General features: G+C 70.4%; 14 protein-coding genes. All 14 read left to right on the top strand.

Annotated features, from left to right (window positions below):
- Positions 1 to 45: 45 nt before the first annotated feature.
- The gene (locus AACL56_RS05610; protein WP_339088839.1) at positions 46 to 1,410 is read left to right on the top strand and encodes a DotU family type VI secretion system protein; all 1,365 of its coding nucleotides are present in this window, start codon (positions 46 to 48) and stop codon (positions 1,408 to 1,410) included.
- Positions 1,407 to 5,012 (top strand): type VI secretion system membrane subunit TssM, encoded by a 3,606-nt coding sequence (tssM, locus tag AACL56_RS05615; RefSeq protein ID WP_339088840.1) that lies wholly within the window; start codon positions 1,407 to 1,409, stop codon positions 5,010 to 5,012. The genes AACL56_RS05610 and tssM overlap by 4 nt, the downstream gene beginning before the upstream one ends.
- Positions 5,009 to 5,653, top strand: coding sequence for a type VI secretion system-associated protein TagF (gene tagF / locus AACL56_RS05620; RefSeq protein ID WP_339088841.1), 645 nt, complete (start codon positions 5,009 to 5,011; stop codon positions 5,651 to 5,653). The genes tssM and tagF overlap by 4 nt, the downstream gene beginning before the upstream one ends.
- A gap of 958 nt (positions 5,654 to 6,611) precedes the next feature.
- Positions 6,612 to 8,561: a serine/threonine-protein kinase gene (locus AACL56_RS05625; RefSeq protein WP_339088842.1), complete on the top strand. Its 1,950-nt coding sequence runs from the start codon at positions 6,612 to 6,614 to the stop codon at positions 8,559 to 8,561.
- Between the two features lie 57 nt (positions 8,562 to 8,618).
- Positions 8,619 to 10,223: a murein transglycosylase A gene (gene mltA, locus AACL56_RS05630; protein WP_339088843.1), complete on the top strand. Its 1,605-nt coding sequence runs from the start codon at positions 8,619 to 8,621 to the stop codon at positions 10,221 to 10,223.
- A 286-nt stretch (positions 10,224 to 10,509) separates the two neighbouring features.
- The gene (locus tag AACL56_RS05635) at positions 10,510 to 11,268 is read left to right on the top strand and encodes a hypothetical protein (protein ID WP_339088844.1); all 759 of its coding nucleotides are present in this window, start codon (positions 10,510 to 10,512) and stop codon (positions 11,266 to 11,268) included.
- A 28-nt stretch (positions 11,269 to 11,296) separates the two neighbouring features.
- Complete coding sequence (locus AACL56_RS05640; protein WP_339088845.1) at positions 11,297 to 12,451, top strand: hypothetical protein; 1,155 nt, start codon at positions 11,297 to 11,299, stop codon at positions 12,449 to 12,451.
- 510 nt (positions 12,452 to 12,961) lie between these two features.
- Positions 12,962 to 14,944 carry a caspase family protein gene (locus AACL56_RS05645; protein ID WP_339088846.1) on the top strand — a complete coding sequence of 661 codons (1,983 nt, stop codon included), beginning with the start codon at positions 12,962 to 12,964 and terminating at the stop codon, positions 14,942 to 14,944.
- 52 nt (positions 14,945 to 14,996) lie between these two features.
- Complete coding sequence (locus tag AACL56_RS05650) at positions 14,997 to 15,554, top strand: type VI secretion system tube protein Hcp (RefSeq protein ID WP_339088848.1); 558 nt, start codon at positions 14,997 to 14,999, stop codon at positions 15,552 to 15,554.
- A 45-nt stretch (positions 15,555 to 15,599) separates the two neighbouring features.
- A complete protein-coding gene (locus AACL56_RS05655; protein ID WP_339088849.1) occupies positions 15,600 to 16,439 on the top strand; it encodes a type VI secretion system accessory protein TagJ in 840 nt (279 codons plus the stop codon).
- Positions 16,432 to 16,941 (top strand): type VI secretion system baseplate subunit TssE, encoded by a 510-nt coding sequence (gene tssE / locus AACL56_RS05660; protein WP_339088850.1) that lies wholly within the window; start codon positions 16,432 to 16,434, stop codon positions 16,939 to 16,941. Before AACL56_RS05655 ends, tssE begins: the two co-directional genes overlap by 8 nt.
- A gap of 111 nt (positions 16,942 to 17,052) precedes the next feature.
- Positions 17,053 to 18,945: a type VI secretion system baseplate subunit TssF gene (gene tssF, locus AACL56_RS05665; RefSeq protein ID WP_339088851.1), complete on the top strand. Its 1,893-nt coding sequence runs from the start codon at positions 17,053 to 17,055 to the stop codon at positions 18,943 to 18,945.
- Positions 18,942 to 20,024: a type VI secretion system baseplate subunit TssG gene (tssG, locus tag AACL56_RS05670; protein WP_339088852.1), complete on the top strand. Its 1,083-nt coding sequence runs from the start codon at positions 18,942 to 18,944 to the stop codon at positions 20,022 to 20,024. Before tssF ends, tssG begins: the two co-directional genes overlap by 4 nt.
- A gap of 39 nt (positions 20,025 to 20,063) precedes the next feature.
- Positions 20,064 to 22,793, top strand: coding sequence for a type VI secretion system ATPase TssH (gene tssH / locus AACL56_RS05675; protein WP_339088853.1), 2,730 nt, complete (start codon positions 20,064 to 20,066; stop codon positions 22,791 to 22,793).
- Positions 22,794 to 22,805 lie beyond the last annotated feature (12 nt).

Consider the following 22,805-nt stretch of genomic DNA (forward strand, 5'->3'; position numbering starts at 1 on the left):
GTTCCGCGGCATTCCACGAACCGGCACCGTCTGCGTGGAGCCATCATGAGCACGCCTCCCGATCCCTTTGCCGCCTTCGAATCCGAGCGCACTGTCATCAAGCCCAAGCCGCGCGCACCGGGCGGCATGCCGCCGGCACCGGCGCCCGCACCGTTCTTCGGCGGCGCCGATCCGGTGCCGGCCGCCGACGTCGGCGAGCTGGGCCTGCTGAACCCGCTGGTCTCTGCCGCCGGCAAGCTGCTGGTGCTGATCGGCAAACTGCGCAACCTCGCGCAGCCGCCCAATGTGCCGGCGCTGCGCGCTTCCACCGCCGAGGCGGTCAACCAGTTCGACCAGGGCGCGCGACGCGCGGGCGTGGGCAACGAGTCGGTGCTGGCCGCGCGCTACGTGCTGTGCACCGCGCTCGACGAGGCCGTGGCCAACACGCCCTGGGGCGTGCAGGCCGGCTGGAACAAGCAGAGCCTGCTGGTGCAGTTCCACAACGAGACATGGGGCGGCGAGAAGGTGTTCCAGCTGCTGGCCAAGCTCGCGCAGGACGTGCCCACGCACCGCCAGCTGCTGGAGCTGATCTACAGCGTGCTCGCGCTCGGCTTCGAAGGCCGCTACCGCGTCGTCGACAACGGCCGCGCGCAGCTCGACTCGGTGCGCCAGCGCCTGGCCGACCTGATCGCGAAGGACCGCCCGGCGGTCGAGCCCGAGCTCTCGCCGCACTGGCGCGGGCAGGGCGCGGGCACGGTGCGGCTGCGCGAGTCGCTGCCGCTGTGGGTGTTCGCGGCCGGCTTCGCGCTGCTGCTCGCGCTCGCCTGGTTCGGGTTGCGGCTCACCCTCAACTACCGCTCCGACACCACCTATGCCGCGGTGTCGGGCCTGCGTGCGCCCCAACTCCAGATCGCGCCGCCGGCATTGCCCGCGAAGACGCCGCGCCTGGCGCGCTTCCTCGAGCCAGAGATCAAGCAGGGCCTGGTCACGGTGACGGACGAGGCCGACCGCAGCGTGGTGCGCCTGCGCGGCGACTCGTTCTTCGGCTCCGGCAGCGCCGAGCCGATGGCGCAGTCGCTGCCGGTGCTGCGCCGCATCGGGCAGGCGCTGGCCGAGGTGAAGGGCGAGGTGCTGATCACCGGCCACTCCGACAACCAGCCGATCCGCTCGCTGCGCTATCCGTCGAACTGGCACCTGTCGGCCGCGCGCGCCGACGCGGTGAAGGGCGCGCTCTCCACGCTGGTCGACCCCGCGCGCATGCGCGCCGACGGCAAGGCCGACGCCGAGCCGGTCGCGGCCAACGACACGCCCGCCAACCGTGCGCGCAACCGGCGCGTCGACATCGTGCTGCTGACCGAACCCGAGCGGCTCACCACGGCCGCGGCGGCGGTGCCGGCACCGGTCGCGCCCGCCACGGGAGCGACGAAATGATCAAGAAAATCTTCGGCTTCCTGTTCAGCCCGCTGCTGCTGACGCTGCTTGCGCTGATCGTCGTCGCGGTGCTGGTCTGGTGGATCGGCCCGCTGGTGAAGATCGGTTCGCTCGCGCCGCTGGAGAGCGAGACGGTGCGCGCCATCGTCATCGGCGTCATCGTGCTGGTCGTGGTGCTGCGCGCGCTGTACCGGCGCTGGCGCGCACGGCGCGCGAGCCGGCACCTGACCGACGGGCTCATGAAGGCGCCCGCCGCCGCCAGGACGGGCGCACCCGTCAGCGGCGAGCAGCAGATCCTCGACACGCGCTTCAGCGAGGCGGTCGCCACGCTCAAGCAGATGCGCCTTCACGCCGCCGGCAAGAAGCCGGGCTGGCGCGACTGGCTCTCCATCTCGGGCGGCAGCTACCTGTACGACCTGCCCTGGTACGTGTTCATCGGCGCGCCCGGTGCGGGCAAGACCACCGCGCTCGTCAATTCGGGCCTGAGCTTTCCGCTGGCCGAGAAGTTCGGCCCCGGCGCCATCCGCGGCGTGGGCGGCACGCGCAACTGCGACTGGTGGTTCACCGACGAGGCCGTGCTCATCGACACCGCCGGCCGCTACACCACGCAGGACAGCCACCAGTCGGAAGACAAGAGCGCATGGGAAGGCTTCCTGGGCCTGCTGAAAAAGGCGCGGCCGCGCCGTCCGCTGAACGGCGTGTTCCTCACCGTGAGCGTGGCCGACCTGCTGAGCCAGGGCCCCGAGGCGCGCACGCAGCTCGCGGCCTCGATCCGCGCGCGCCTGCTCGAACTCGACGGCAAGCTCACCACGCGCCTGCCCGTGTACGTGCTGGTCACCAAGAGCGACCTGCTCTACGGCTTCACCGACTACTTCGACGACCTCGGCAAGGAACAGCGCGCACAGGTCTTCGGCTTCACCCTGCCGGCGGGCGAGAACGTGCAGCTCGAGGAGAAGGGGCTGTCGGCCGCCTTCCACCGCGAGTTCGCGCTGCTGCACGACCGCGTCAACGACGGTCTCATCGCACGCATGCAGCGCGAGACCGACGGCACGCGCCGCGCGGCGATCTTCGGCTTTCCGGCGCAGTTCGGCTCCATCGGGCCGCTGCTGTCCGACCTGCTCGAGCAGGTGTTCACCGGCTCTCGCTTCGCGCAGCCGCCGTGGGTGCGCGGCGTGTACTTCACCAGCGGCACGCAGGAGGGCAGCCCGATCGATCGCGTCATGGGCAGCCTCGCGCGCAGCTTCGGCATCGAGCGCGCGATGCTCGCGCCGCAGAAGAGCAGCGGGCGCAGCTACTTCCTCACCTCGCTGCTGCGCGAGGTGGTGTTCCCCGAGCAGCGCCTGGCCGGCGCGGACGTGAAGCTGGAGCGCCGTCGCCACGCACTGCGCGTCGCCGGCGTCACCACCATGACGCTGGTCACCGTCGGCCTGCTCGCGGCGTGGGGCTACAGCACGCTGCAGAACATGAACTACCTGAAGTCGGTCGAGGCCCGCGTCGAACCCGCGAAGCAGAACCTGGCCGCGCTGCCCGCGCGCGTGCAGAACCTGGTCGAGGTCGCGCCCGTGCTGCAGGGCCTGCGCGACATCTGGAAGACGCCCGAGAACCGGCAGGGCGACGAGCCGCTGTCGATGACGCTGGGGCTCTACCAGGGCGACAAGCTCGACGCCGCCGCCATGCTCACGCACCAGCGCGCGCTCAACGACGCCTTCCTGCCGCAGATCGCCAAGCGCATCGAGGACCAGCTGCGCACCGCGCAGAAGGACAACCTCGAGTTCACCTACGAGGCGCTCAAGAGCTACCTGATGCTCTACCAGCCGGAGCACTTCGACCCCGAGGCGCTGAAGGCCTGGATCACGCTCGACTGGTCGCGCAACCTCGACCGCGGCATTCCCGAGGACCAGCGCAAGGCGCTCGAGGACCAGCTCGACGTGCTCATCGCGCAGGGCCCGCCGCGCTCGCCGCTCAAGATGGACGAGAACCTGGTGCGCAGCGTGCGCGCCGTGCTCGCGAGCTACCCGCTGGAGCAGCGCGTGTTCAGCCGCCTGAAGCGCCAGCGCGCCAGCAAGGACATCCCGGCCTTCAGCGTCGCCCAGGCCACCGGCCCCTCGGGCCCGCTGGTGTTCGAGCGCATCAGCGGCAAGCCGCTCTCCGAAGGCGTGCCGGGCATGTTCACCTACGACGGCTACCACAAGCGCTTCCAGAACGAAGTGGTGGTGCTCACCGGCCTGCTCGCCAACGAGGACCCGTGGGTGCTCGGCCAGGACCGCAACGCCGCCGACCGCCTGCGCGACGTGGCCGCGCTCGGCGCGCTCACCGACCGTGTGCGCCGCCTGTACCTCGAGGAGTACGTCAAGCAGTGGGAGGCGCTGCTGGCCGACGTGCGCCTGATCCGCGTGAGCGGGCTCGACAAGAACATCGAGACCGCGCGCATCCTGTCGGGCGTCGATTCGCCGCTCGCGAACTTCCTGCGCGCGGTGGTCAGGCAGACCACGCTCATTCCCGCGGCCGATGCCAACAAGGACGTCGTCAGCAAGGCGACCGAGACCGTGCGCAACACGCGCAAGGGTCTGGAAGACCTGTTCGGCGCCGACCCCGGCCGCCAGGTGGCGCCGGGCAAGCGCATCGAGAGCATCGTGGACGACCGCTTCGAGTCGCTGCGCCGGCTCGTCACCGCGGGCGGACCGAGCCAGCCCGCGCCCATCGACGATGCGCTGAAGCTCTTCAATGAGGTGTACGTGTACCTCAACGCGGTCGACACGGCCGTGAAGGGCCGCACCTCGCCGCCGCCGGGCGACGTGGCCGGCAAGCTCAAGTCGGACGCGGGCCGCCTGCCCGAGCCGGTGCGCAGCATGATCGAGAACCTGAGCCAGGCCGGCGCCACGCAGGCCCAGGTGGCCGAGCGCGGCAACCTGAGCCAGGACCTGCGCCCGGTGGCCGAGTTCTGCGCGCGCGCCATTGCCGGTCGCTACCCCTTCGTGCAGAGCAGCAAGCGCGACGTGCTGCCCGAGGACTTCGGCCAGATGTTCGGCCCCGGCGGCCTGATGGACGACTTCTTCCAGAAGCGCCTGGCCGCGCTGGTCGACACCAGCACCCGCCCGTGGCGCTACAAGCCCGTGGCCGAGCGCGGTGCCGTCACCACGCAGGCGCTGGCGCAGTTCGAGCGCGCCGCGCGCATCAAGGAGATCTTCTTCCGCGGCGGCGGGCGCGGCCCGTCGATGCGCCTGGACTTCAAGCCGGTGGAGATGGACGCGGGCATCACGCAGTTCATCCTCGACGTCGACGGACAGCTCGTGAAGTACGCGCACGGGCCGGTGGTGCCGATGGCGGTGCAGTGGCCGGGGCCGAAGGGCAGCAACCAGGTGCGCATCCAGGTGAGCCCGCCTTCGACCACCGGCAGTTCGGGATCGGCGGTGGACGGGCCCTGGGCGCTGTTCCGCACGCTGGACGACGGCCAGCTCGAAGCGGGCGACGCGCCGGAGAAGTTCTTCATCACCTTCCAGATCGGTGCGCGCAAGACGCGCTTCGAGGTGACCACGAACAGCGTGCAGCATCCCATTCGCTTGCGCGAGCTGCGCGAGTTTGCCTGTCCGGAGGGGCTGTGAGCCAGGCTTCTTCTTCTGCACCGCTGTTGGCATCGACCGCGCTGCCGGGGTGGTTCGGCAAGCTGCCGGGCATGGGGGACTTCGCGCATAGGCGGTTGCCCGAATCGTTTCGCGCGGTGTGGGACCAGTGGCTGCAGCGCGGCATGTCGCGGCTGCGGGACCGGGCGGATTGGACCGAGCGGTATCTGGAGGCGCCTCTGTGGTGCTTTGCGCTCGGTCGGCAGGTGGCGGGGGAGCAGGCGTGGATCGGCGTGCTGATGCCTTCCGTCGATGGAGTGGGGCGGTACTTTCCGTTTGCTCTGGCCATCGAGCTCGATGATTCGGCACCTGGGTGCTTGCAGGGGGAGGCGCTGGCTGCTGCGTTGCGGTGGTGGGCTCATGCGACGCGGGCTGCGTTGGAAGGGCTCGATGGTGATCTCGACGCTTTGCGGTTCGATGCTGTGTTGCATCGGCTGTTCGTTGAAGGCGCTTCTTCTGGTGTGCCTGAGATTTCGGTCGAATCGCTGGACTTGCCTCTGGCGGGGGCTTCGCTCTGGTTGAGTGATCCTGCCGCTGAGCATGGGATTCGGATGTTGAGTACCGGGCTGCCTCGGGATGAGCAGTTCGATGCTTTGTTCCTTGGGTTTGCGGAGGAGGGGTGATGAAGGCCTCTTCTCGGTTGCTGTTTCGAGGCCGGGTCTCGCCCCGGCAGGCGACTTACTTTCTTTTGCTTCGCCAAAAGAAAGTAAGCAAAGAAAAGGCGACCCTGCTGTCTGCGTCCCTTCGCTTCGCTACGGGCAACCTGCGGTGCTCGGCGCAGGAGGGGGTCCGCAGAACTCGCTTCGCTCAAACAGCTGCGGCCCTTATCCCTCCTACGCCTGCGCTCCTCGGCGCAGCCAGAAGGGATCGACACGCGCCATCGCTTCGCTCGGCCTTTGAGTCGACTGGACAGGCCTTCGCTGCGCTCGGCGATGCGGCAGGGTTCGACTGCTTGAGCGAATACAGCTGCTCGGTCAAAGCACCGTACGCGCAACACGCGCGACAGATGCAACAGGCATCGCAGATGCGGCAGGCACGATGGGCACACCAGCTACAGCACACGCAGCAGGCACTGCACACACTGAAAGCCGTGCAAGCCGTGCAAGCCGTGCAAGCCGTGCAAGCCGTGCAAGCCGTGCAAGCCGTGCAAGCACAGCAAGCACAGCAAGCACAGCAAGCACAGCAAGCACAGCAAGCACAGCAAGCACAGCAAGCACAGCAAGCACAGCAAGCACAGCAAGCACAGCAAGCACAGCAGGCGCTGCGCGCCTGCTGTGCATCAGTGGCCGAGCGAAGCAAAGGCCTGTGTGGTTCCCGCTCCCACCCCCTCTGGCTGCGCCGAGGAGCGCAGTGTTTCGCGGATCAGGGCCGCAGCTGTTTGAGCGAAGCGAGTTCTGCGGACCCCGCGAAACGCGAGCACCGCAGGTTGCCCCGTAGCGAAGCGAAGGGGTCGCAGACAGTGGGGTCGCCTTTCTTTTGCCTACTTTTCTTTGGCGAAGCAAAGAAAAGTAGGTCGCCTGCCGGGGCGAGACCCGGCCCCGGGAAGCAATCAATCGGCAAAACCAAGCAAGGAGCCAGTCAATGACCGACTCCAACGAAGACGACCGCACCCGTGTAGTCCCCAGGTCAAATCCGCCATCGCAGCCAGCGGCGACAGGCGACACGTCAGCCACGGTCATCACGGCCGGCGCCGTGCAGGCCACGACAGGCCCCGTCACCAGCCCCGCCACAGGTGCAACCGAAGCCGGCCTCCTCCCCGTAGGCAGCCGCCTCGCAGAATTCGAAGTCACGCGCGTCATCGGCCAGGGCGGCTTCGGCGTCGTCTACGAAGCCTGGGACCACACACTGGAGCGCGTCGTCGCGATCAAGGAGTACCTCCCGACCTCCCTGTCGACAAGGCAGCACGACGGCACCGTCGTCCCCCTGTCCGAAAGACACCGCGAAACCTTCGACCTCGGCATGCGCAGCTTCATCAACGAAGCCCGCCTGCTCGCCCAGTTCGACCACCCGTCGCTGCTCAAGGTCTACCGCTTCTGGCAGGAAAAGGGCACCACCTACATGGTCATGCCCTTCTACCGGGGCGAAACGCTGCGGGAGGCGCTGGTGGCCATTCCCGCGGGCGTCGACGAGGCCTGGCTCATCCGCATCATGGACGGCATCACGCAGGCGCTCGCGGTGATGCACGGCGCCAACTGCTACCACCGCGACATCGCGCCCGACAACATCATCCTGCTCGAAGGCTCCGGCCGCCCGGTGGTGCTCGACTTCGGCGCCGCGCGCCGCGTGATCACGGACAAGACGCAGGCCATCACGGTCATCCTCAAGCCCGGCTACGCGCCGATCGAGCAGTACGCCGAGATGCCCGACATGTCGCAGGGCGCATGGACCGACGTGTATGCGCTCGCGGCCGTGATGCACGTGGCGGTGTGCGGGCGCGCGCCGCCGCCTTCGGTGGCGCGGCTGCTGTCCGACAGCTACGTGCCGCTCGCGGGCAACGAGATCCTGCGCGGGCGCTACAGCATGCGGCTACTCGAGGCGATCGACGCGGGCCTGGGCGTGCGGCCCGAGCAGCGGCCGCAGTCGATGGCCGAGCTGCGCGCGGCGCTCGACCTCGAGACCGGCCACAGCATCGCGCCGACACCGCGCACCCAGCCGCCACGCAGCGCCGGTACGGCCAACGCCAACGCCGATGCGGCAACGGTCATCGCCGGCACCGGCAAGACCACGAACCGGTCCGCAGGCAATGCCCCGCCGCCTGCGCCCGCGCCTTCGAGCGTCGGCGGAAAGAGCAGCAAGGCCGCCGTCGCCATCGCATCGATCGCAGTGCTCGCGGCCGCGGCCGGCGGCGGCTGGTGGTGGATGCAGGGCCGTGGAGGCAGCGACAACGCCGCCGACAGCGGCGCAAGGCAGGCCACGACGACGACGACCGCAACCGGCACGTCCGCGCCGCCGCCCGACACCAAGGTGGCGGAGGCACCCCAGCGCCCTCCGCCGCCGCCGCCACCACCGCCCCCGGCGCCGCGCACGCCCACCGAGTCGATCCAGTCGCTTGCGGCCGGCGCCGCACCGGGCTTCGACGTGACCGCCGCGCCGAAGAAGCAGGAGGTCGCGATCGGCAAAGACCGCCTCGCCTTCGAGGTCCGCAGCAAGCGCGAAGGCTTCGTCTATGTGTTCCTGCTGTCCAGCGGCGGCGAGATGTTCCTGCTGTTCCCGAACCTGCTGGACAAGTACAACAAGATCAATGCCGGCGGCACGCTCTCCCTGCCGCGCGCCTCGTGGCCGATGGACGCGGGCGGGCCGGCCGGCACCGACCAGTTCGCGGTGCTCGTGAGCGAGCACGAGCGCGACTTCAGCGCCGCCGGCGTGCAGAACGACGGCGTGTTCCCGGTGTTTCCGCTGCCGGTGCTGGCCGCGCTCGAAGCCACGCGCGGCACCGGTCCGTCACCGCTGCTGGGCAAGCCCGTGTGCGCGCCCGGCACCCCTTGCAACGACGCATACGGCGTCGCGAATTTCAAAATCGTCGAGAAGTAATCGTCTGAAGGGAGCGCCGGCCCCTCGGGCCGGCTCTGTCCGGACCAGGAGATTTTCATGACCGCCAACGCCGCACCATCGCAACCGCAACACCTCGCCCCGGCGCTTCGCTGGGCCATCGCCGCCGCCATCGCCTCGCTCGCCGGCTGTGCCGCGCCGCCGCCGTCCGCCACCGGCACGGCTGCTGCCACCACGCCAGACGCATCGGCCACCACGGCGCGCACGCCGCCGCCGGCCGGTGCCAGCGTGGCCGGCCAGGCGCGCACCTTCTCCACGCAGCTCGCGACCTACACCTCGGTGAGCTTCGACGCGGTGCCGGGCTGGTCGCGCGACGACTTCTCCGAGAGCTGGCCCGCCTTCCTCGGCAGCTGCAAGGTGCTGACCGGGCGCGGCGCCGAATGGAAGGACGTCTGCGCCCGCGCGCTGCGCGTGGACGGCAAGAGCACCAATGCCATCCGGGGGTTCTTCGAAAGCGAGTTCTCGGCCTACCAGATCCGCGACGACGACCGCCGCCCCGACGGCGTGGTCACCGGCTACTTCGAGCCCGAGATCGCGGGCGCGCGCCAGTACGGCGCCCCGTTCATCTACCCGGTGTACGGCCAGCCGGAGGACATGCTGTTCGCCGATGCACGCAAGCTGCCCGCGGGCAACGGCACCGTCGCCGCGCGCGTGGAAGGCCGCAACGTGGTCGTGCAGACGGGCCTGAGCACGCGCGACATGGGCGCGCCGGGGCTCTACGTGCTCGATCTCTCGGGCATCGCGCGCGACACGCTCGACCGCAAGGTGCGCCTGCGCGTCGAGGGCAAGCAGCTGCTGCCGTACTACACCCGCGAGGAGATAGAGACCAAGGGCGCGCCCAACGCGAAGGTGCTGGCCTTCGTGAGCAGCGCCACCGCGCTGTACGAGATGCAGATCCAGGGCTCGGGCCGCATCAAGCTGGCCAGCGGCGAGGTCATCCGCGTGGCCTATGCCGAGCAGAACGGCCAGCCCTTCCGCCCGACGCTGGCGCAGGCCGCCAACGGCAAGCCGCGCAGCCCGGTGAAGGTGCGCGGCTCGTCCATCGAACTGCAGCTGGACGACGGCGACGACGACGACATCGGTGCGGCCGGCGCGGTCGACAGCGGTGCGATCCGCACGCGCGGGTTCACGCTCGCGCGGCCGGCGGCCAGCGGACCGGTCGTGGTGCCGGGGCGGCGCGCGGCGGGCGCCGTGGCGGGCTCGGGCATCAAGGACCCGAGCTACGTGTTCTTCAAGGAAGCCACTTCGCCGGTCGGCGGGCCGGTGGGCGCCTTCGGCGTGCCGCTGTCAGCGGGTCGCTCCATCGCGGTCGACCCGCGCAGCACGCCGCTGGGCTACCCGGTGTTCGTGTCCACGCGCACGCCGGGCAGCGGTGCTCCGATGCAGCGCCTCACCATCGCGCAGGACACCGGCGGTGCCATCCGCGGCGCGGTGCGGGCCGACTACTTCTTCGGCAACGGCCAGCAGGCCGCCACCAATGCGCGCCGCATGAAGGAGCGCGGCCAGCTGTGGATCCTGCTGCCGCGCGGCCTCGCCGTGGCCCAGGCCGCCACCTCGTCGGCCATCCGCACCCGCGGCGGCCCCGTGGGCGCCAACCTGCCGCAATGCCTGGTGCCCTCCGAAGGCAGCTGCGTCGACGATTGAAGGATCGAAGGATGCAAGCCCCCGGGCCAATGGTCACCCCGCTGGCCGGCGAAGCGACACGCAGTGCGCGAAGCCTGGGGGTGTGCCAAGGACCACCGCGGAACCGGCTCTGCCGGGCCGCCGGTGTTGCCCCCTGCAAGGGGGAAGGAGAAACGACACGCAGTGCGCGAAGCCTGGGGGTGTGCCAAGGACCACCGCGGAACCGGCTCTGCCGGGCCGCCGGTGGTGCCCCCTGCAAGGGGGAAGGAGAAGCGACACGCAGTGCGCGAAGCCTGGGGGTGTGCCAATGATCGAGACACTGTCGTCCGCTGAAAGCGCCGACCTCGTCCGCCTCTGGCGGTGCAGGCAGACGCTGTCTCCGGACGACATGGGTGCGATGTACCGCATCGTGGGCGAGGCGCTCGGGGCGTGCAACCCGCCCGAGCTGCAGGTGCTGGGCGAAGGCCGCCAGGAGCTGGTGGCGCAGTTCATCTACGTGAAGGTGCTGCGGCTGAACGCCGACCCTGCCGATCCCGGCGAGGCCGAGGAGCGCGCGGGCCACAGCGCACCGTCCACCGCCTTCGCGCTGTGCGCGTACTTCCGCCGCTACCTCATCGACTGCACGCGCGCGAGCGCGTTCCGCCGCAAGCTCTCGATCGGCGACCAGATCACCGAGGCGCAGCTCGAGGACGAGGTTGGCGCCAGCGAAGAGCTCGACGGCTGCCTGGCCGAGCACGGCCTGAGCGTGCAGCGCGTGCAGCTGGCCGCGCGCGCCTTCATCGCGGGGCTGCCCGAGCCCGAGCGGCTGCTGCTGTGCGAAGGCTTCGGCAAGGAGGCCGAGGGCGGGCTGTCGGGCATCGCCTCGCGCCATGCGATCGCGTCGTACCACTACCGCGCGGGCCGGCTGGGCCTCGTCCACAAGCGCGAGGGGCTCACCGCCGACTACGCGAAGACCCGCCTCGGCGGCTGGCTCCAGCAGACGCTGGGCATCGCCATCGAGGCGGACAACATGGCCGCGATCCTGCAGGTCTTCAAAATCCTGGGGGCTGAAGCGTCTTATGTCTGAAGACATAGCCGATTCAGGAACAGACGCCATGACCACCGATCTCTGGCCCCCGCTCGACGTGATCCGCCGCGCGTTCGAAACCGGCCCGCCCGTGCCCGGTTCCCCGGCCGGTGGCGACGGCCACACGGCGGTCGTCACGCCGCCGGGTCTGGCGCCGGCTCCGGCAGCCGAACCCGCACTGCCGCTGCACGACCTGCTGCTGCCGCTCGCCGAACTGGCCCGCCGCCGCGAGGCGGTCGCGCGGCGCGCCTTCACGGCCCGCTGGGCGCCGGGCCGCCTTGTCAGCGTGGTGCACGAAGGGAGGCTGCTCGGCGTGCTGCTCGACCGCTGCATCCAGGGCGAACGCTGGCAAGGCTGGATGGCCGCCGGCGAGCCCGACTGGGCCTCGGCCTTCGACGTGCTGCTGGAGCCCGACGACGAACCCTTCGAGCCGATGTTCGGCGTGATCCAGGCGTGGAACGTGCTCACGCTCGCGCCGGGCGCGCAGTGGTGCGCGCGCGTGCTCGGCGAGGTGTCGGCCACGCGGCTGGCCGCGATCCGCGCGGTGCACGACGAATGGGCTGCGCATGCCGCACCGGCCATCGCGCCCGAGCCGGGGCGCATCGCGTTGCGCAGCGTGGGCGGCGCGTTCTCGGTGCTGTCCGGCACGCCGCTGGGGCCGCTGGACCCGCGCGCCGACCATCAGGCGCTGTACCGCGACGCGGGTCTTGCGCTCAGCCGTGCGCTGGTGCCGCCGCAAGGCGAGATCGCCGCTTCGTTTGCGCCGCCGCGCGCGCAACCGCAGGCGAGGCCCGGCGGCGGGTGGTGGGGCAGCGTGCGCCGCTGGTTCGGCGCGGAAGGCTGGGCACGCCCGGCCTTCGCGGTGCTCGCGCTGTGCGTGGTGATCCAGAACGTCGGGCTGCTCGGCGGACGCGACGCGGCCGAGGACGACGAGGTGCGCTTCCGCGCGGCGCCCGCCGCGCCCGCACCCGCGCGCGCCGACCTGTTCGTGCGCTGGAAGCCGGGCGTTCGCATCGAGGAGGCCGACCGGCTGCTGCAGTCGATCTCTGCCGACGTGGTGAGCGGACCGGGCGGCAGCAGCGCGTGGCGCCTGCGCGTGCCGGAGCCGGTCGATGCGCTGTCGGTGCTGGCGTCATCGCCGCTGGTCGAAGCGGCCGGCCCGGCGACGGAGCAGCGGCCATGAAGCGCGCCGCGCATGCGCCGTCGTTCTCGCTGCCGTTCCGGGGCGGGGAGGAGCGGGGGCGCCCTGCATCTCCACGAGGCGCGCTGCGCGGCCTCGTTCGAGGCTTCTGCGCAAGCAGGCGCTTCCTTTCTCCCTCCCTCTGGGGGAGGGCAGGGTGGGGGCCGACGTCGCATGCGACGGGCGCTCTGCCTGCCCCCATCCCAGCCTTCCCAGAGGGGAAGGAGCAATGCGGACTGGCTCGCGCAAACGGAGCCGGTGTCTTTCTCCTTCCCTTCCGGGGGACGGCAGGGGCGGGGGCGAGCGGCGCATCCAACGGGCGCTCAGCCTGCCCCCATCCCAGCCTTCCCCAGAGGGGGAAGGAGCAATGCGGGACTGGCTCGCGCAAACGGAGCCAATGTCTTTCTCCTCCCTTCCGGGGGAGGGCAGGGTGGGGGCAAGCGGCGCACCATCGCGCGCCGCTCCCCAAGACCCGAAGGCGCACGGCAGCTCCGGCTGTTGCAGGCGCTCCTCGTGCTCTGGCTGCTCGCCTGCGGCAGCCTCGCCTTCGCCACGCAGCGCGCGCTGCTGGTGGGCGTTTCCGAACTCGTCAACCAGCCGCAGGCGCTGTGGCTGCAGGCGCCGCGCAACGACGTGATGCTGATGCGCGACGCGCTGCTCAGGCAGGGCTTCGGCGCTGCCGACATCACGGTGCTCGCCGACGGCGTGAGCGGCGCGGCGCTGCCGGAGTCGCAGGCGATCCACGAGGCGCTGGCCCGCCTGCTTGCGCAATCCAGGAGCGGCGACTTCGTGCTGCTCTACTTCTCCGGCCACGGCACGCGCCTGCGCGACATCGCCAAGCGCTACCAGGAAGCCGATGGCCTGTCCGAGAACTTCCTCGCGCGCGATGTGCGCGGCACGCTCGGCAGCGACACGGTGCTCACCGGCGACCTGCGCGACGCCGACTTCGATGTGTGGATCCAGTCCTTCCTGGCGAAGAACGTGTTCATCGCCTCGGTGTTCGACACCTGCTCCGCCAACTCCATGACACGCGGCACGGCCGATGCGCCCGCCACCGCCGAAGGTCCGCCGGACGACGAAGTGCGCTGGCGCGGCCTGCGCCCCGCGCAGCTGGCGGCCGGTGCGCCGCCCGCGCGCGCACCGGCGTTGCCCGCGCCCGCGGAGGCCGTCCCGCGTGCGCGCTACGTCGCGTTCTTCGCCTCCGAGAGCCACCAGATCACGCCCGAGCTGCGCCTGCCGCGCAAGGCGCGCGACGCCCGCCCGCAAGGCCTGCTCACCTGGGCCGTGGTGGAGGCGCTCGCTCGCAGGCCTGCCACCTGGCGCGACCTGTTCGATGGCGTGCTCGCGCTGTACCCGCCCGTCATCGACGAGCTCGCCCAGCGCTTTCCCACGCGCGAGCTGCCGTCGCCCGTGGCCGAGGGCAACCTCGACGCGCCGCTGTTCGCCAACAGCAACGCGCCCGCTTCCACGCGCCCGGTGTGGCGCGCGCAGCGCAGCGGCGACAGCCTCGCGGTCAAGGCCGGCCTGCTCGACGGCCTTGCCGCGCAGCAGGACGTGCGCGTGCTCGCCACGCTGGACGACGGCAAGGTGCGCAGCGCGCCGGCCACCGTCGCGCAGGTGCGGCTCGGCAACAGCGGATTCGCGGTGCCCGCGCCGCTGCGCGACGTGCCGGGCAGTGCGTTCTGGAGCGTCACGCCAATCGCCGAACCCGCCGCCACGGCCTTGCGCGTGCGCGCCGACAGGCCCCTGCCCGCCGGCCTGAGCCTCGACTACCCGGCCGCGATCCGCATCGCCGACGATCCCGCGACGGCCGACGTGCGATGGACCGACCTGGGCCCCGCGGGCCACCGTCTCGAACCGCTCGCGCCGTTGTTCGGTGCCAGCGTGTCGACCGTCACCGTGCCCGACACCGCCGCGCTGCGCAGGCGCCTGCAGGCGCTCGCGCAACTCAAGTGGCTCGCGCAGCTGCAGGCCTACGGCAGCGGCGGCCAGCTCGACGGCTTCGACGCGGTGCTCGAGACCTGGGCGGGCGACCGGCTCGTGCGCAGCCAGCCGCTCGGCCAGGCGCAGGCCGCCGGCGCACTGCCTTCGCCGGCGCCCGGCGAGCGCGTGCGCCTGAACGTGCGCAACACCAGCGGCCGTTCGATCGATCTCGTGGTTGCCGGCATCGATGCGCGCGGCGCGCTGCAGTCGGTCTATCCCGACGAGCCCGGCGAGACCAACCGCTTCAAGCGCGGCACGCCCGAGCAGCCCTCGGCGCGCCGCTTCGACCTGCCGTGGCTCGACGCCGCCGGCGATGCGCGGCTGCTCGTGATGGCCGTGCCCGCCACGCCGTACAGCGCGCCGCGCCTGTTCGGCGTGGCCTCTGCGCAGGCCGACATGTCCGAGGTGCGCGTGCGTGGTGGGCAGCCGCCCGCAGAGGCCGGCGAACGCCAGGTGTTCGCCGCGCTGCTGCGCCGCTCAGCGACCGCACCGGACGGCGGAGCGCGGCCATGAGCTGCGGCGCGCGCGTTTCCATTTCAGTTGTTTCCCGAACACCGGAGGTGATATGGCATTTGTTGAAGACGGCTCCTGGAGCCCCGAGGACGCGCGGCAGTTCTACGAGCTGATCGGCACCGGCTCGGCCGAGCTCGACCTGGTCATGATGATCGAGAACAAGGGTTCGCCCGTCGAAGGCGAACTCGAGCGCGCGTTCGACGACGGCAAGGCGCGCGTGAGCATCGGCGGCTACTACTGGTCGGTGCAGGTGCCCGAGTCGTCGGCGCAGAACCAGGTGGTGCCGAACAACCTGATCGTCGCGCGGCGCAGCGACGCGGCCACTGCCACCATCGCGAGCCTGCTGCGTGCGCAGGAGAAGGACCTGAAGGTCGTCATCAGTGTCTTCAAGGCCGGCGGCGACCTGCGCTCGACCGAAGCGCAGTCGACCTTCGAGCTGGTGCTGGAGAACGCGCGCATCTGCCGCCTGGTGCTGAACTCCGGCGGCAACTGGGGCGTGCCCTCGGAGCTCATCTCCATCAGCTACCGCACGGCGAAGGTCAAGTCGGCCCCGCAGAAGTCCACCGGCGCGCGCGGCGCGGTGCGCGAATGCCAGTTCACGCGCGCCTGAGCATCTGAGCATGCGCCGCCCGCAACCCTTCAAGGAACACACGCCATGACCACCGCTGCCGAATTTCTCAAGGCCGCCGACCCGGTGTCCGCCCTCAAGGCACTGAGCGACGACGTGCGCGCCAAGCCCTCCGAAAGCAGGCACCGCGTCTTCATGGCGCAGCTGCTGTGCGTGCTCGGGCAATGGGAGCGCGCGCTCAACCAGCTCACCGTCGCGGCCGAGCTCGATGCGCTCGCCGTGCCCATGAAGCAGGTCTACGGCGAGGCGGTGCGCTGCGAAGGCCTGCGCGCCGAAGTGTTCGCCGGCACGCGCACGCCGATGATCTTCGGCCAGCCCGACGAGTGGCTTGCGCTGCTCATCGAGTCGCTGCTGCGCCAGGGCCGCGGCGAGACCGAACTCGCCGAAGACCTGCGGCAGCGGGCCTTCGACGGCGCGCCCGCCATCGGCGGCACCATCGACGGTGCACCCTTCGAATGGCTGGCCGATGCCGACATGCGCCTCGGCCCGGTGCTCGAGGCCTTCGTCAACGGCAAGTACTACTGGATTCCCTATGCGCGCCTGGCGCACATCAGGATCGAGCCGCCCGAGGACCTGCGCGACGCCGTGTGGATGCCCGCGCACCTGCAGTTCGAGAACGGCGGCGAGACGCTCGCGCTGATCCCGACGCGCTACGAAGGCACCGAGAAGACCGAGGACGGCGAGCTGCTGCTGGCGCGCAAGACCGAATGGCGCGAGCTGCGGCCCGAGGTGTGGGCCGGGCGCGGCCAGCGCGTGCTCGGCAGCGACGCAGGCGAGTACGCGCTCATGGACGTGCGCGAGATCGTGTTCGCGCAGGCCGCCGGCACGGCCGATGGAGCCGCCGAAGCGGGCGCGGCCCATGGCTGAACTCACCGCGCAGGAGCGGCTGCAGCCTTCGCTGCTCGACCGCCTCGTCGACAACGCGCCCGACGAGAAACGCGAGGGCGACGACAAGCGGACGCTGACCAAGCAGGCGCTGCGCCAGGCCGTGCTGCGCGACCTCGGCTGGCTCTTCAACGCGACGGGCCACGGCCTGTCGATGGACGACAAGCAATACCCGAACGCAGCGCGCTCGGTCATCAACTACGGATTGCCTATGCTGTCTGGCCAGTTCACCTCGTCGGTGCAGCGTGTCAGCATGGAACAGGCTCTGAAGAACGCGATCCTGCAGTTCGAGCCGCGCATCTTGTCCCGCACCCTCGAAGTTGAACTCGTCATGGAAGGCCCGGCACTGGACTCCCACAACAGCATCGGCCTGCAGATCCGCGGCATGCTGTGGGCGCAGCCCGTGCCGCTCGAATTCCTGATGCGAAGCCGCGTCGACCTCGAAGAGGGACGCATAGAGATCGTGGACATGGCGAAGCTATGAGCCCCCCGGCTTTTCACCGCGCTGCGCTTCGTGCAGTTCGCCACCTACCGAGGGGGAGGCGCGGCTCGCCTTGGGGCGGCCCGGCGGCGGCCGCCTTCCCGGAGTAGTGCCATGGACCCCCGGCTGCTGAGCCTCTACGAACAGGAACTGCGCTACTTCCGCGAAAGCTCCGCCGAGTTCGCGCGCGCGTTCCCGAAGATCGCGCACCGCCTGGGCATCGAGGGCCAGGAAGTGGCCGACCCGTACGTGGAGCGGCTCATCGAGGCCACCGCCTTCCTGTCGGCGCGCGTGGGCCTGAAGCTCGACGCCGAATACCCGCGCTTCACCGGGCACCTGCTCGACATCGTCTATCCGCATTTCCTCGCACCCACCCCGGCGATGGTGGTGGTGTCGTTCGTGCCCGATCCCGAGGACGCCAACCTTGCGGCCGGGCCCACGCTGCCGCGCGGCAGCGGCCTTCGCGCGCGGCAGGCCGTTGGGCAGAACACGCACTGCGAATTCCGCACGGCCAGTGCATTGCGCGTGTGGCCCGTCGAGGTGCAGCGCGCGCAGTACTTCACCTACGCGCCCGACCTGCCGCTGAACACGCACCCGCAATCGCGCGCCATTCGCGGCGGCCTTCGCATCGCACTGCGCGCCACGGCGGGCCTGAACTTCAGCCAGATCGCGCTCGACGAACTCGTGCTGCACTTCGGCGGCGCGGAAGACGTGGCCTGGCAACTGCACGAATGCGCGCTGGGACAACCCGTGGGCGTGCTGGTGCGGCCGCTGTCGCCCGCGGGTGCGCTGCAAGGTGCGGCGCAGAGCCTGCCGGGCAGCGCCATCGGCGAGGTCGGCTTCAGGGACGACGAGGCGCTGCTGCCCGCCACGGCCACCGGCTTCTCGGGCTTCCGCCTGCTGCAGGAGTACTTCGCGTTTCCGCAGCGCTTCCAGTTCGTGCGCATCGGCGGCCTCAAGGCGCTGCTCGCGGCGATGCCGGTGAGCGACGTCGAGATCGTGCTGCTGTTCTCGCGCGGCGACGCGGCGCTCGAGAAGCTCGTGAGCGCCGACAACGTGCAGCTGCACTGCGTGCCTGCCGTCAACCTCTTCACCAAGCGGCTCGACCGCGTGCCCCTGACCGAGGGCGTGAGCCAGTTCCACCTGGTGCCCGACCGCACGCGGCCGCAGGACTTCGAGGTGCACACCGTCACCGAAGTCATCGGCCATGGCGTTCCGGGCCCCGACGCGGCGGCGGCCGAGCAGCCGTTCCGGCCGTTCTACTCGGCCTTCCACGGCAGCCGCACGAGCCACCCGGCCTACTTCACGACCACGCGCGAGCCGCGCATGCTCTCGGTGCGGCAGCGCACCGAAGGCCACCGCAGCAGCCACATCGGCTCCGAGGTCTACATGCAGATCGTCGATCCGCAGCAGGCGCCGTATGCGGCCACGCTGCGGCAGCTGGCGGTGACGGCGCTGTGCACCAACCGCGACCTGCCGCTGCTGATGCCGCTCGGCCGCGAGAACGATTTCGACTGCGTCGATTCCTTCCCCGTGCAGCGCGTGCGCATGGTGCGCGGGCCCTCGCGCCCGGTGTCGCCGGTGGTGAGCCAGGGGCTCGGCTGGCGCGTGGTCGACCACCTCGCGCTCAATTACCTGTCGTTGTCCGACAGCACGCCGGAGCAGGGGGCCGCCGCGCTGCGCGAAACCCTGATGCTCTATGCAGTGCATGCCGACGAGATGCGCCAGGGCCAGGTGCGCGGCCTGCTGTCGGTCAGAAGCAAGCCCGTCGCGCGGCGACTTCCGATGAAGGGCCCGATCGCCTTCGGCCGCGGACTCGAGGTGACGCTGGAAGTCGACAAGGACGCCTTCCACGGCCACAGCGCGTTCCTGTTCGGCGCGGTGCTCGCGCGCTTTCTGTCGCGGCATGTCGAGGTGAACCATTTCGTGGAGACCGTGCTGCGCGTCGCGGGCCGGGGCGAGACCATGCGCTGGAGGCCGCTGTGCGGGACGCGGCAGATCCTGTGAACGGCGCCCGGCCGCCCGAAGGCGCCCGCGAAGCGGCGCGCCCCGGCGAAGCGGTGCAGGCCCGCGTCGATGCCGCGCTGCGCGCATGGACGGCCGAGCCGTGGGCGTTCGACTACTTCGCGGTGATGCGCCGGCTCGAGTCGGTCGCCGCGACCACGCCGCGCTGGGGCCGTGCCCTGCTGCCGGGCGCCGAGCCGGTGCGCGTGGGGCAGGAGCCTTCTCTGTCGTTCGCGCCTGCGAGCTTCAGCCGCTTCGAGCCCGCCACCGCGCATTCGCCGCCGCGCCTGCGCCAGCAATTCTTCGGCTACATCGGGCCCAACGGCCCGCTGCCGGTGCACCTGAGCGACTTCATCCGCGAGCGCAGCCTGAACCATGGCGATCCGACCTGGCTGGCCTTTCTCGACAGCTTCTCGCACCGCTTCTCGCTGCACTTCTACCGCGCGTGGGCGCAGTCGCGCCCGGCCGTGGCGCTCGATCGTCCGGGCGAGGACCGTTTCCGCCTGCAGGTGGGCGCGCTGGTGGGCATCGGCACGCCGGGGCGCACGGGGCGCGACGAGATCCACGACGACGCGCGCCTGCACTTCTCGGGTTGGCTCGCGCGCCGTGTGCACAACGTGGAGAGCGTGGAGTCGGTGCTGTGCAGCTACTTCGGCGTGCCGGTGACGCTCGAGCGCTGGGTCGGCCACTGGATGCGCCTGCCCGCCGGCGAGCTCACGCGCCTGGGGCGCGGCGAGAGCTCGCGGTCGATGGGCATGGGCGCGATGCTCGGCACCTGCGCCTGGGACCGCCAGCACCGCGTGCGGCTGCACCTGGGGCCGCTCTCGTTCGAGCAGTACCGCATGTTCCTGCCGACCGGAAATGCACGCCCCGTGCTGCAGCGCTGGATGCAACAGCTGCTCGGCGACGAGCTCGAGTGGGACGCCGAACTGGTGCTCGAGAAGAAGCAGGTGCCCGCCACGCGCCTGGGCGCCGCGAAGGGCAACGGCCCGCGCCTGGGCTGGGTGTCGTGGCTCGGCGAGCGCGCGCGGTCCGCCGATGCGGCCGACGTGCGCATCGCGAGCCACGGCGCCTTTCAATAAACCCGACGTCATTCGTTCAGAAAAGATACGGAGTCCTCCATGAGTGAAATCAGCCGCACCGCCCTTTTCGGCAAGCTCAACGCGCTGGCCTACAAGGCCATCGAAGGCGCCACGGTGTTCTGCAAGATGCGGGGCAATCCGTACGTCGAGCTGGAGCACTGGTTCGCGCAGTTGCTGCAGGCGCAGGACTCAGACCTGCACCGCGTGATGCAGCACTACGGCCTCGACGTGTCGGTGATTGCCAAGGACATGACGGCCGCGCTCGATCGCCTGCCGCGCGGCGCCACCGCCATCAGCGATTTCTCTCCGCACATCGAGAACGCCATCGAGCGCGCCTGGACCTACGCCACGCTGCAGTTCGGCGAGGCGCAGGTGCGCACCGGCTACCTGCTGGTGGGCATGCTGAAGACGCAGAGCCTGCGCAACCCGCTGTTCGGCCTGTCGAAGCAGTTCGAGAAGGTGAAGGTCGAGGACCTCGCCGACAACTTCGCGAAGATCTGCGATGCCTCGCCCGAGGCGCAGATGCGTGCACAGGACGGCACCGGCATGGGCAGCGGCGCGCCCGGCGAGGAGTCCGGCGCCATGGCGCCGGCCGCCATGGGCAAGGGCGACGCGCTGAAGAAGTTCGCGGTCGACCTCACCGAGAAGGCGAAGAAGGGCGAGATGGACCCGGTGACGGGCCGCGACGAGGAGATCCGCCAGATCGTCGACATCCTCATGCGCCGCCGCCAGAACAACCCGCTGCTCACCGGCGAGGCCGGCGTGGGCAAGACGGCGGTGGTCGAAGGTTTCGCGCAGCGCCTGGCACGCGGCGACGTGCCGCCGCAGCTGAAGGACGTGAAGCTGCTCACGCTCGACATCGGCCTGCTGCAGGCCGGCGCGAGCATGAAGGGCGAGTTCGAGCAGCGGCTGCGCCAGGTGATCGACGAGGTGCAGAGTTCGCCCACGCCCATCATTCTTTTCATCGACGAGATCCACACGCTGGTGGGCGCGGGCGGCGCGGCCGGCACCGGCGACGCGGCCAACCTGCTGAAGCCTGCGCTGGCGCGCGGCAACCTGCGCACCATCGGCGCCACCACGTGGGCCGAGTACAAGAAGTACATCGAGAAGGACCCGGCGCTCACCCGCCGCTTCCAGGTGGTGCAGGTGCCGGAGCCCGACGAGATCAAGGCGATCCTGATGCTGCGCGGGGTGGCCAGCGTGCTCGAGAAGCACCACCGCGTGCAACTGCTGGACGAGGCCATCGAAGCGGCGGTGAAGCTGAGCCACCGCTACATTCCCGCGCGCCAGCTGCCCGACAAGGCGGTGAGCCTGCTCGACACCGCGTGCGCGCGCGTGGCCGTGTCGCAGCACGCCACGCCGCCCGAGGTGGAAGACTGCATGCGCCGCATCGAAGGCCTCACGGTCGAGCAGGAGATCATCGGGCGCGAAGAGGCCATCGGCATCGACGTGACGAAGCGCGCGGCGCAGGTGGCATCGCTGCTGGCCGAGTCGAATGTGCAGCTCGAGACGCTGAATGCGCGGTGGAAGGAAGAGAAGGGGCTGGTCGACCGGCTGCTGGAGCTGCGCAGCAAATTGCGCGCGGGGAACAAGCCGGTGGATTCACAAAAGGCCGAAGGCGATGCCAAGGCCGACGTGCCCCCACCCCAACCCTCCCCCAGCGGGGGAGGGAGCGAAGACCGCGCCGCGCTGCTGGCGGAGCTGCACGAGCTGCAGGCGAAGATCCACGCCGTGCAGGGCGAGTCGCCGCTCATCCTGCCTTCGGTCGATGAACAGGCCGTGGCCTCGGTGGTCGCCGACTGGACCGGCATTCCCGTCGGCCGCATGGTCAAGAACGAAGTGGAAGCGGTGCTCAAGCTCGCCGACACGCTCAACCAGCGCGTCATCGGCCAGAAGCACGGCCTGGAGATGATCGCGCGGCGCATCCAGACCTCGCGTGCGCGGCTGGACAACCCGCAGAAGCCCATCGGCGTGTTCATGCTCTGCGGCACCTCCGGCGTGGGCAAGACCGAGACCGCGCTGGCGCTGGCCGAGGCGCTGTACGGCGGCGAGCAGAACATCATCACCATCAACATGAGCGAGTTCCAGGAGGCGCACACCGTCTCCACGCTCAAGGGCGCCCCCCCGGGCTACGTGGGCTACGGCGAGGGCGGCATCCTGACCGAGGCGGTGCGCCGCCGGCCCTACAGCGTGGTGCTGCTCGACGAAGTGGAGAAGGCCCACCCCGACGTGCACGAGATCTTCTTCCAGGTCTTCGACAAGGGCTGGATGGAGGACGGCGAGGGCCGCATGATCGACTTCAAGAACACGATCATCCTGCTGACCACCAACGCCGGCAGCGAGCTGGTGATGAGCATGTGCCGCGACCCGGAGCTGCTGCCCGACCCCAACGCGCTGGCCGATGCGCTGAAGGCGCCGCTGATGAAGGTGTTCCCGCCTGCGCTGCTGGGCCGCATCGTGACCATTCCCTACTACCCGCTGTCGCCGGACATGATGAAGAAGATCGTGCGGCTGCAGCTGGGCCGCATCAAGAAGCGCGTGGAGACCAACCACGGCGTGCCCTTCGAGTACAGCGACGCTGTGGTGGACCAAGTCGTCGCGCGCTGCCAGGACCCGGAGTCGGGCGGGCGCGTGATCGACGCGATCCTGACCAACACCGTGCTGCCGACGATCTCCGTGGAGTACCTGCAGCGGCTGGCATCGGGCGGCGAGATCCGCCGCGTCGCGCTGGACGTGAAGGACGCCGACTTCACCTACGCGTTCGACTGACATGACGCACAC

The sequence above is a fragment of the Variovorax paradoxus genome (assembly GCF_902712855.1).
In the GTDB taxonomy this organism is placed as follows: Bacteria; Pseudomonadota; Gammaproteobacteria; order Burkholderiales; family Burkholderiaceae_C; genus Variovorax; species Variovorax paradoxus_Q.

Coding starts and splice junctions, on each gene's coding strand:
- AACL56_RS05625 (WP_339088842.1), top strand. CDS start 6,612: ATGACCGACTCCAACGAAGACGACCGCACCCGTGTAGTCCCCAGGTCA.
- tssM (WP_339088840.1), top strand. CDS start 1,407: ATGATCAAGAAAATCTTCGGCTTCCTGTTCAGCCCGCTGCTGCTGACG.
- tssH (WP_339088853.1), top strand. CDS start 20,064: ATGAGTGAAATCAGCCGCACCGCCCTTTTCGGCAAGCTCAACGCGCTG.
- tssE (WP_339088850.1), top strand. CDS start 16,432: ATGGCTGAACTCACCGCGCAGGAGCGGCTGCAGCCTTCGCTGCTCGAC.
- tssF (WP_339088851.1), top strand. CDS start 17,053: ATGGACCCCCGGCTGCTGAGCCTCTACGAACAGGAACTGCGCTACTTC.
- AACL56_RS05610 (WP_339088839.1), top strand. CDS start 46: ATGAGCACGCCTCCCGATCCCTTTGCCGCCTTCGAATCCGAGCGCACT.
- AACL56_RS05640 (WP_339088845.1), top strand. CDS start 11,297: ATGACCACCGATCTCTGGCCCCCGCTCGACGTGATCCGCCGCGCGTTC.
- AACL56_RS05635 (WP_339088844.1), top strand. CDS start 10,510: ATGATCGAGACACTGTCGTCCGCTGAAAGCGCCGACCTCGTCCGCCTC.
- mltA (WP_339088843.1), top strand. CDS start 8,619: ATGACCGCCAACGCCGCACCATCGCAACCGCAACACCTCGCCCCGGCG.
- AACL56_RS05655 (WP_339088849.1), top strand. CDS start 15,600: ATGACCACCGCTGCCGAATTTCTCAAGGCCGCCGACCCGGTGTCCGCC.
- AACL56_RS05650 (WP_339088848.1), top strand. CDS start 14,997: ATGGCATTTGTTGAAGACGGCTCCTGGAGCCCCGAGGACGCGCGGCAG.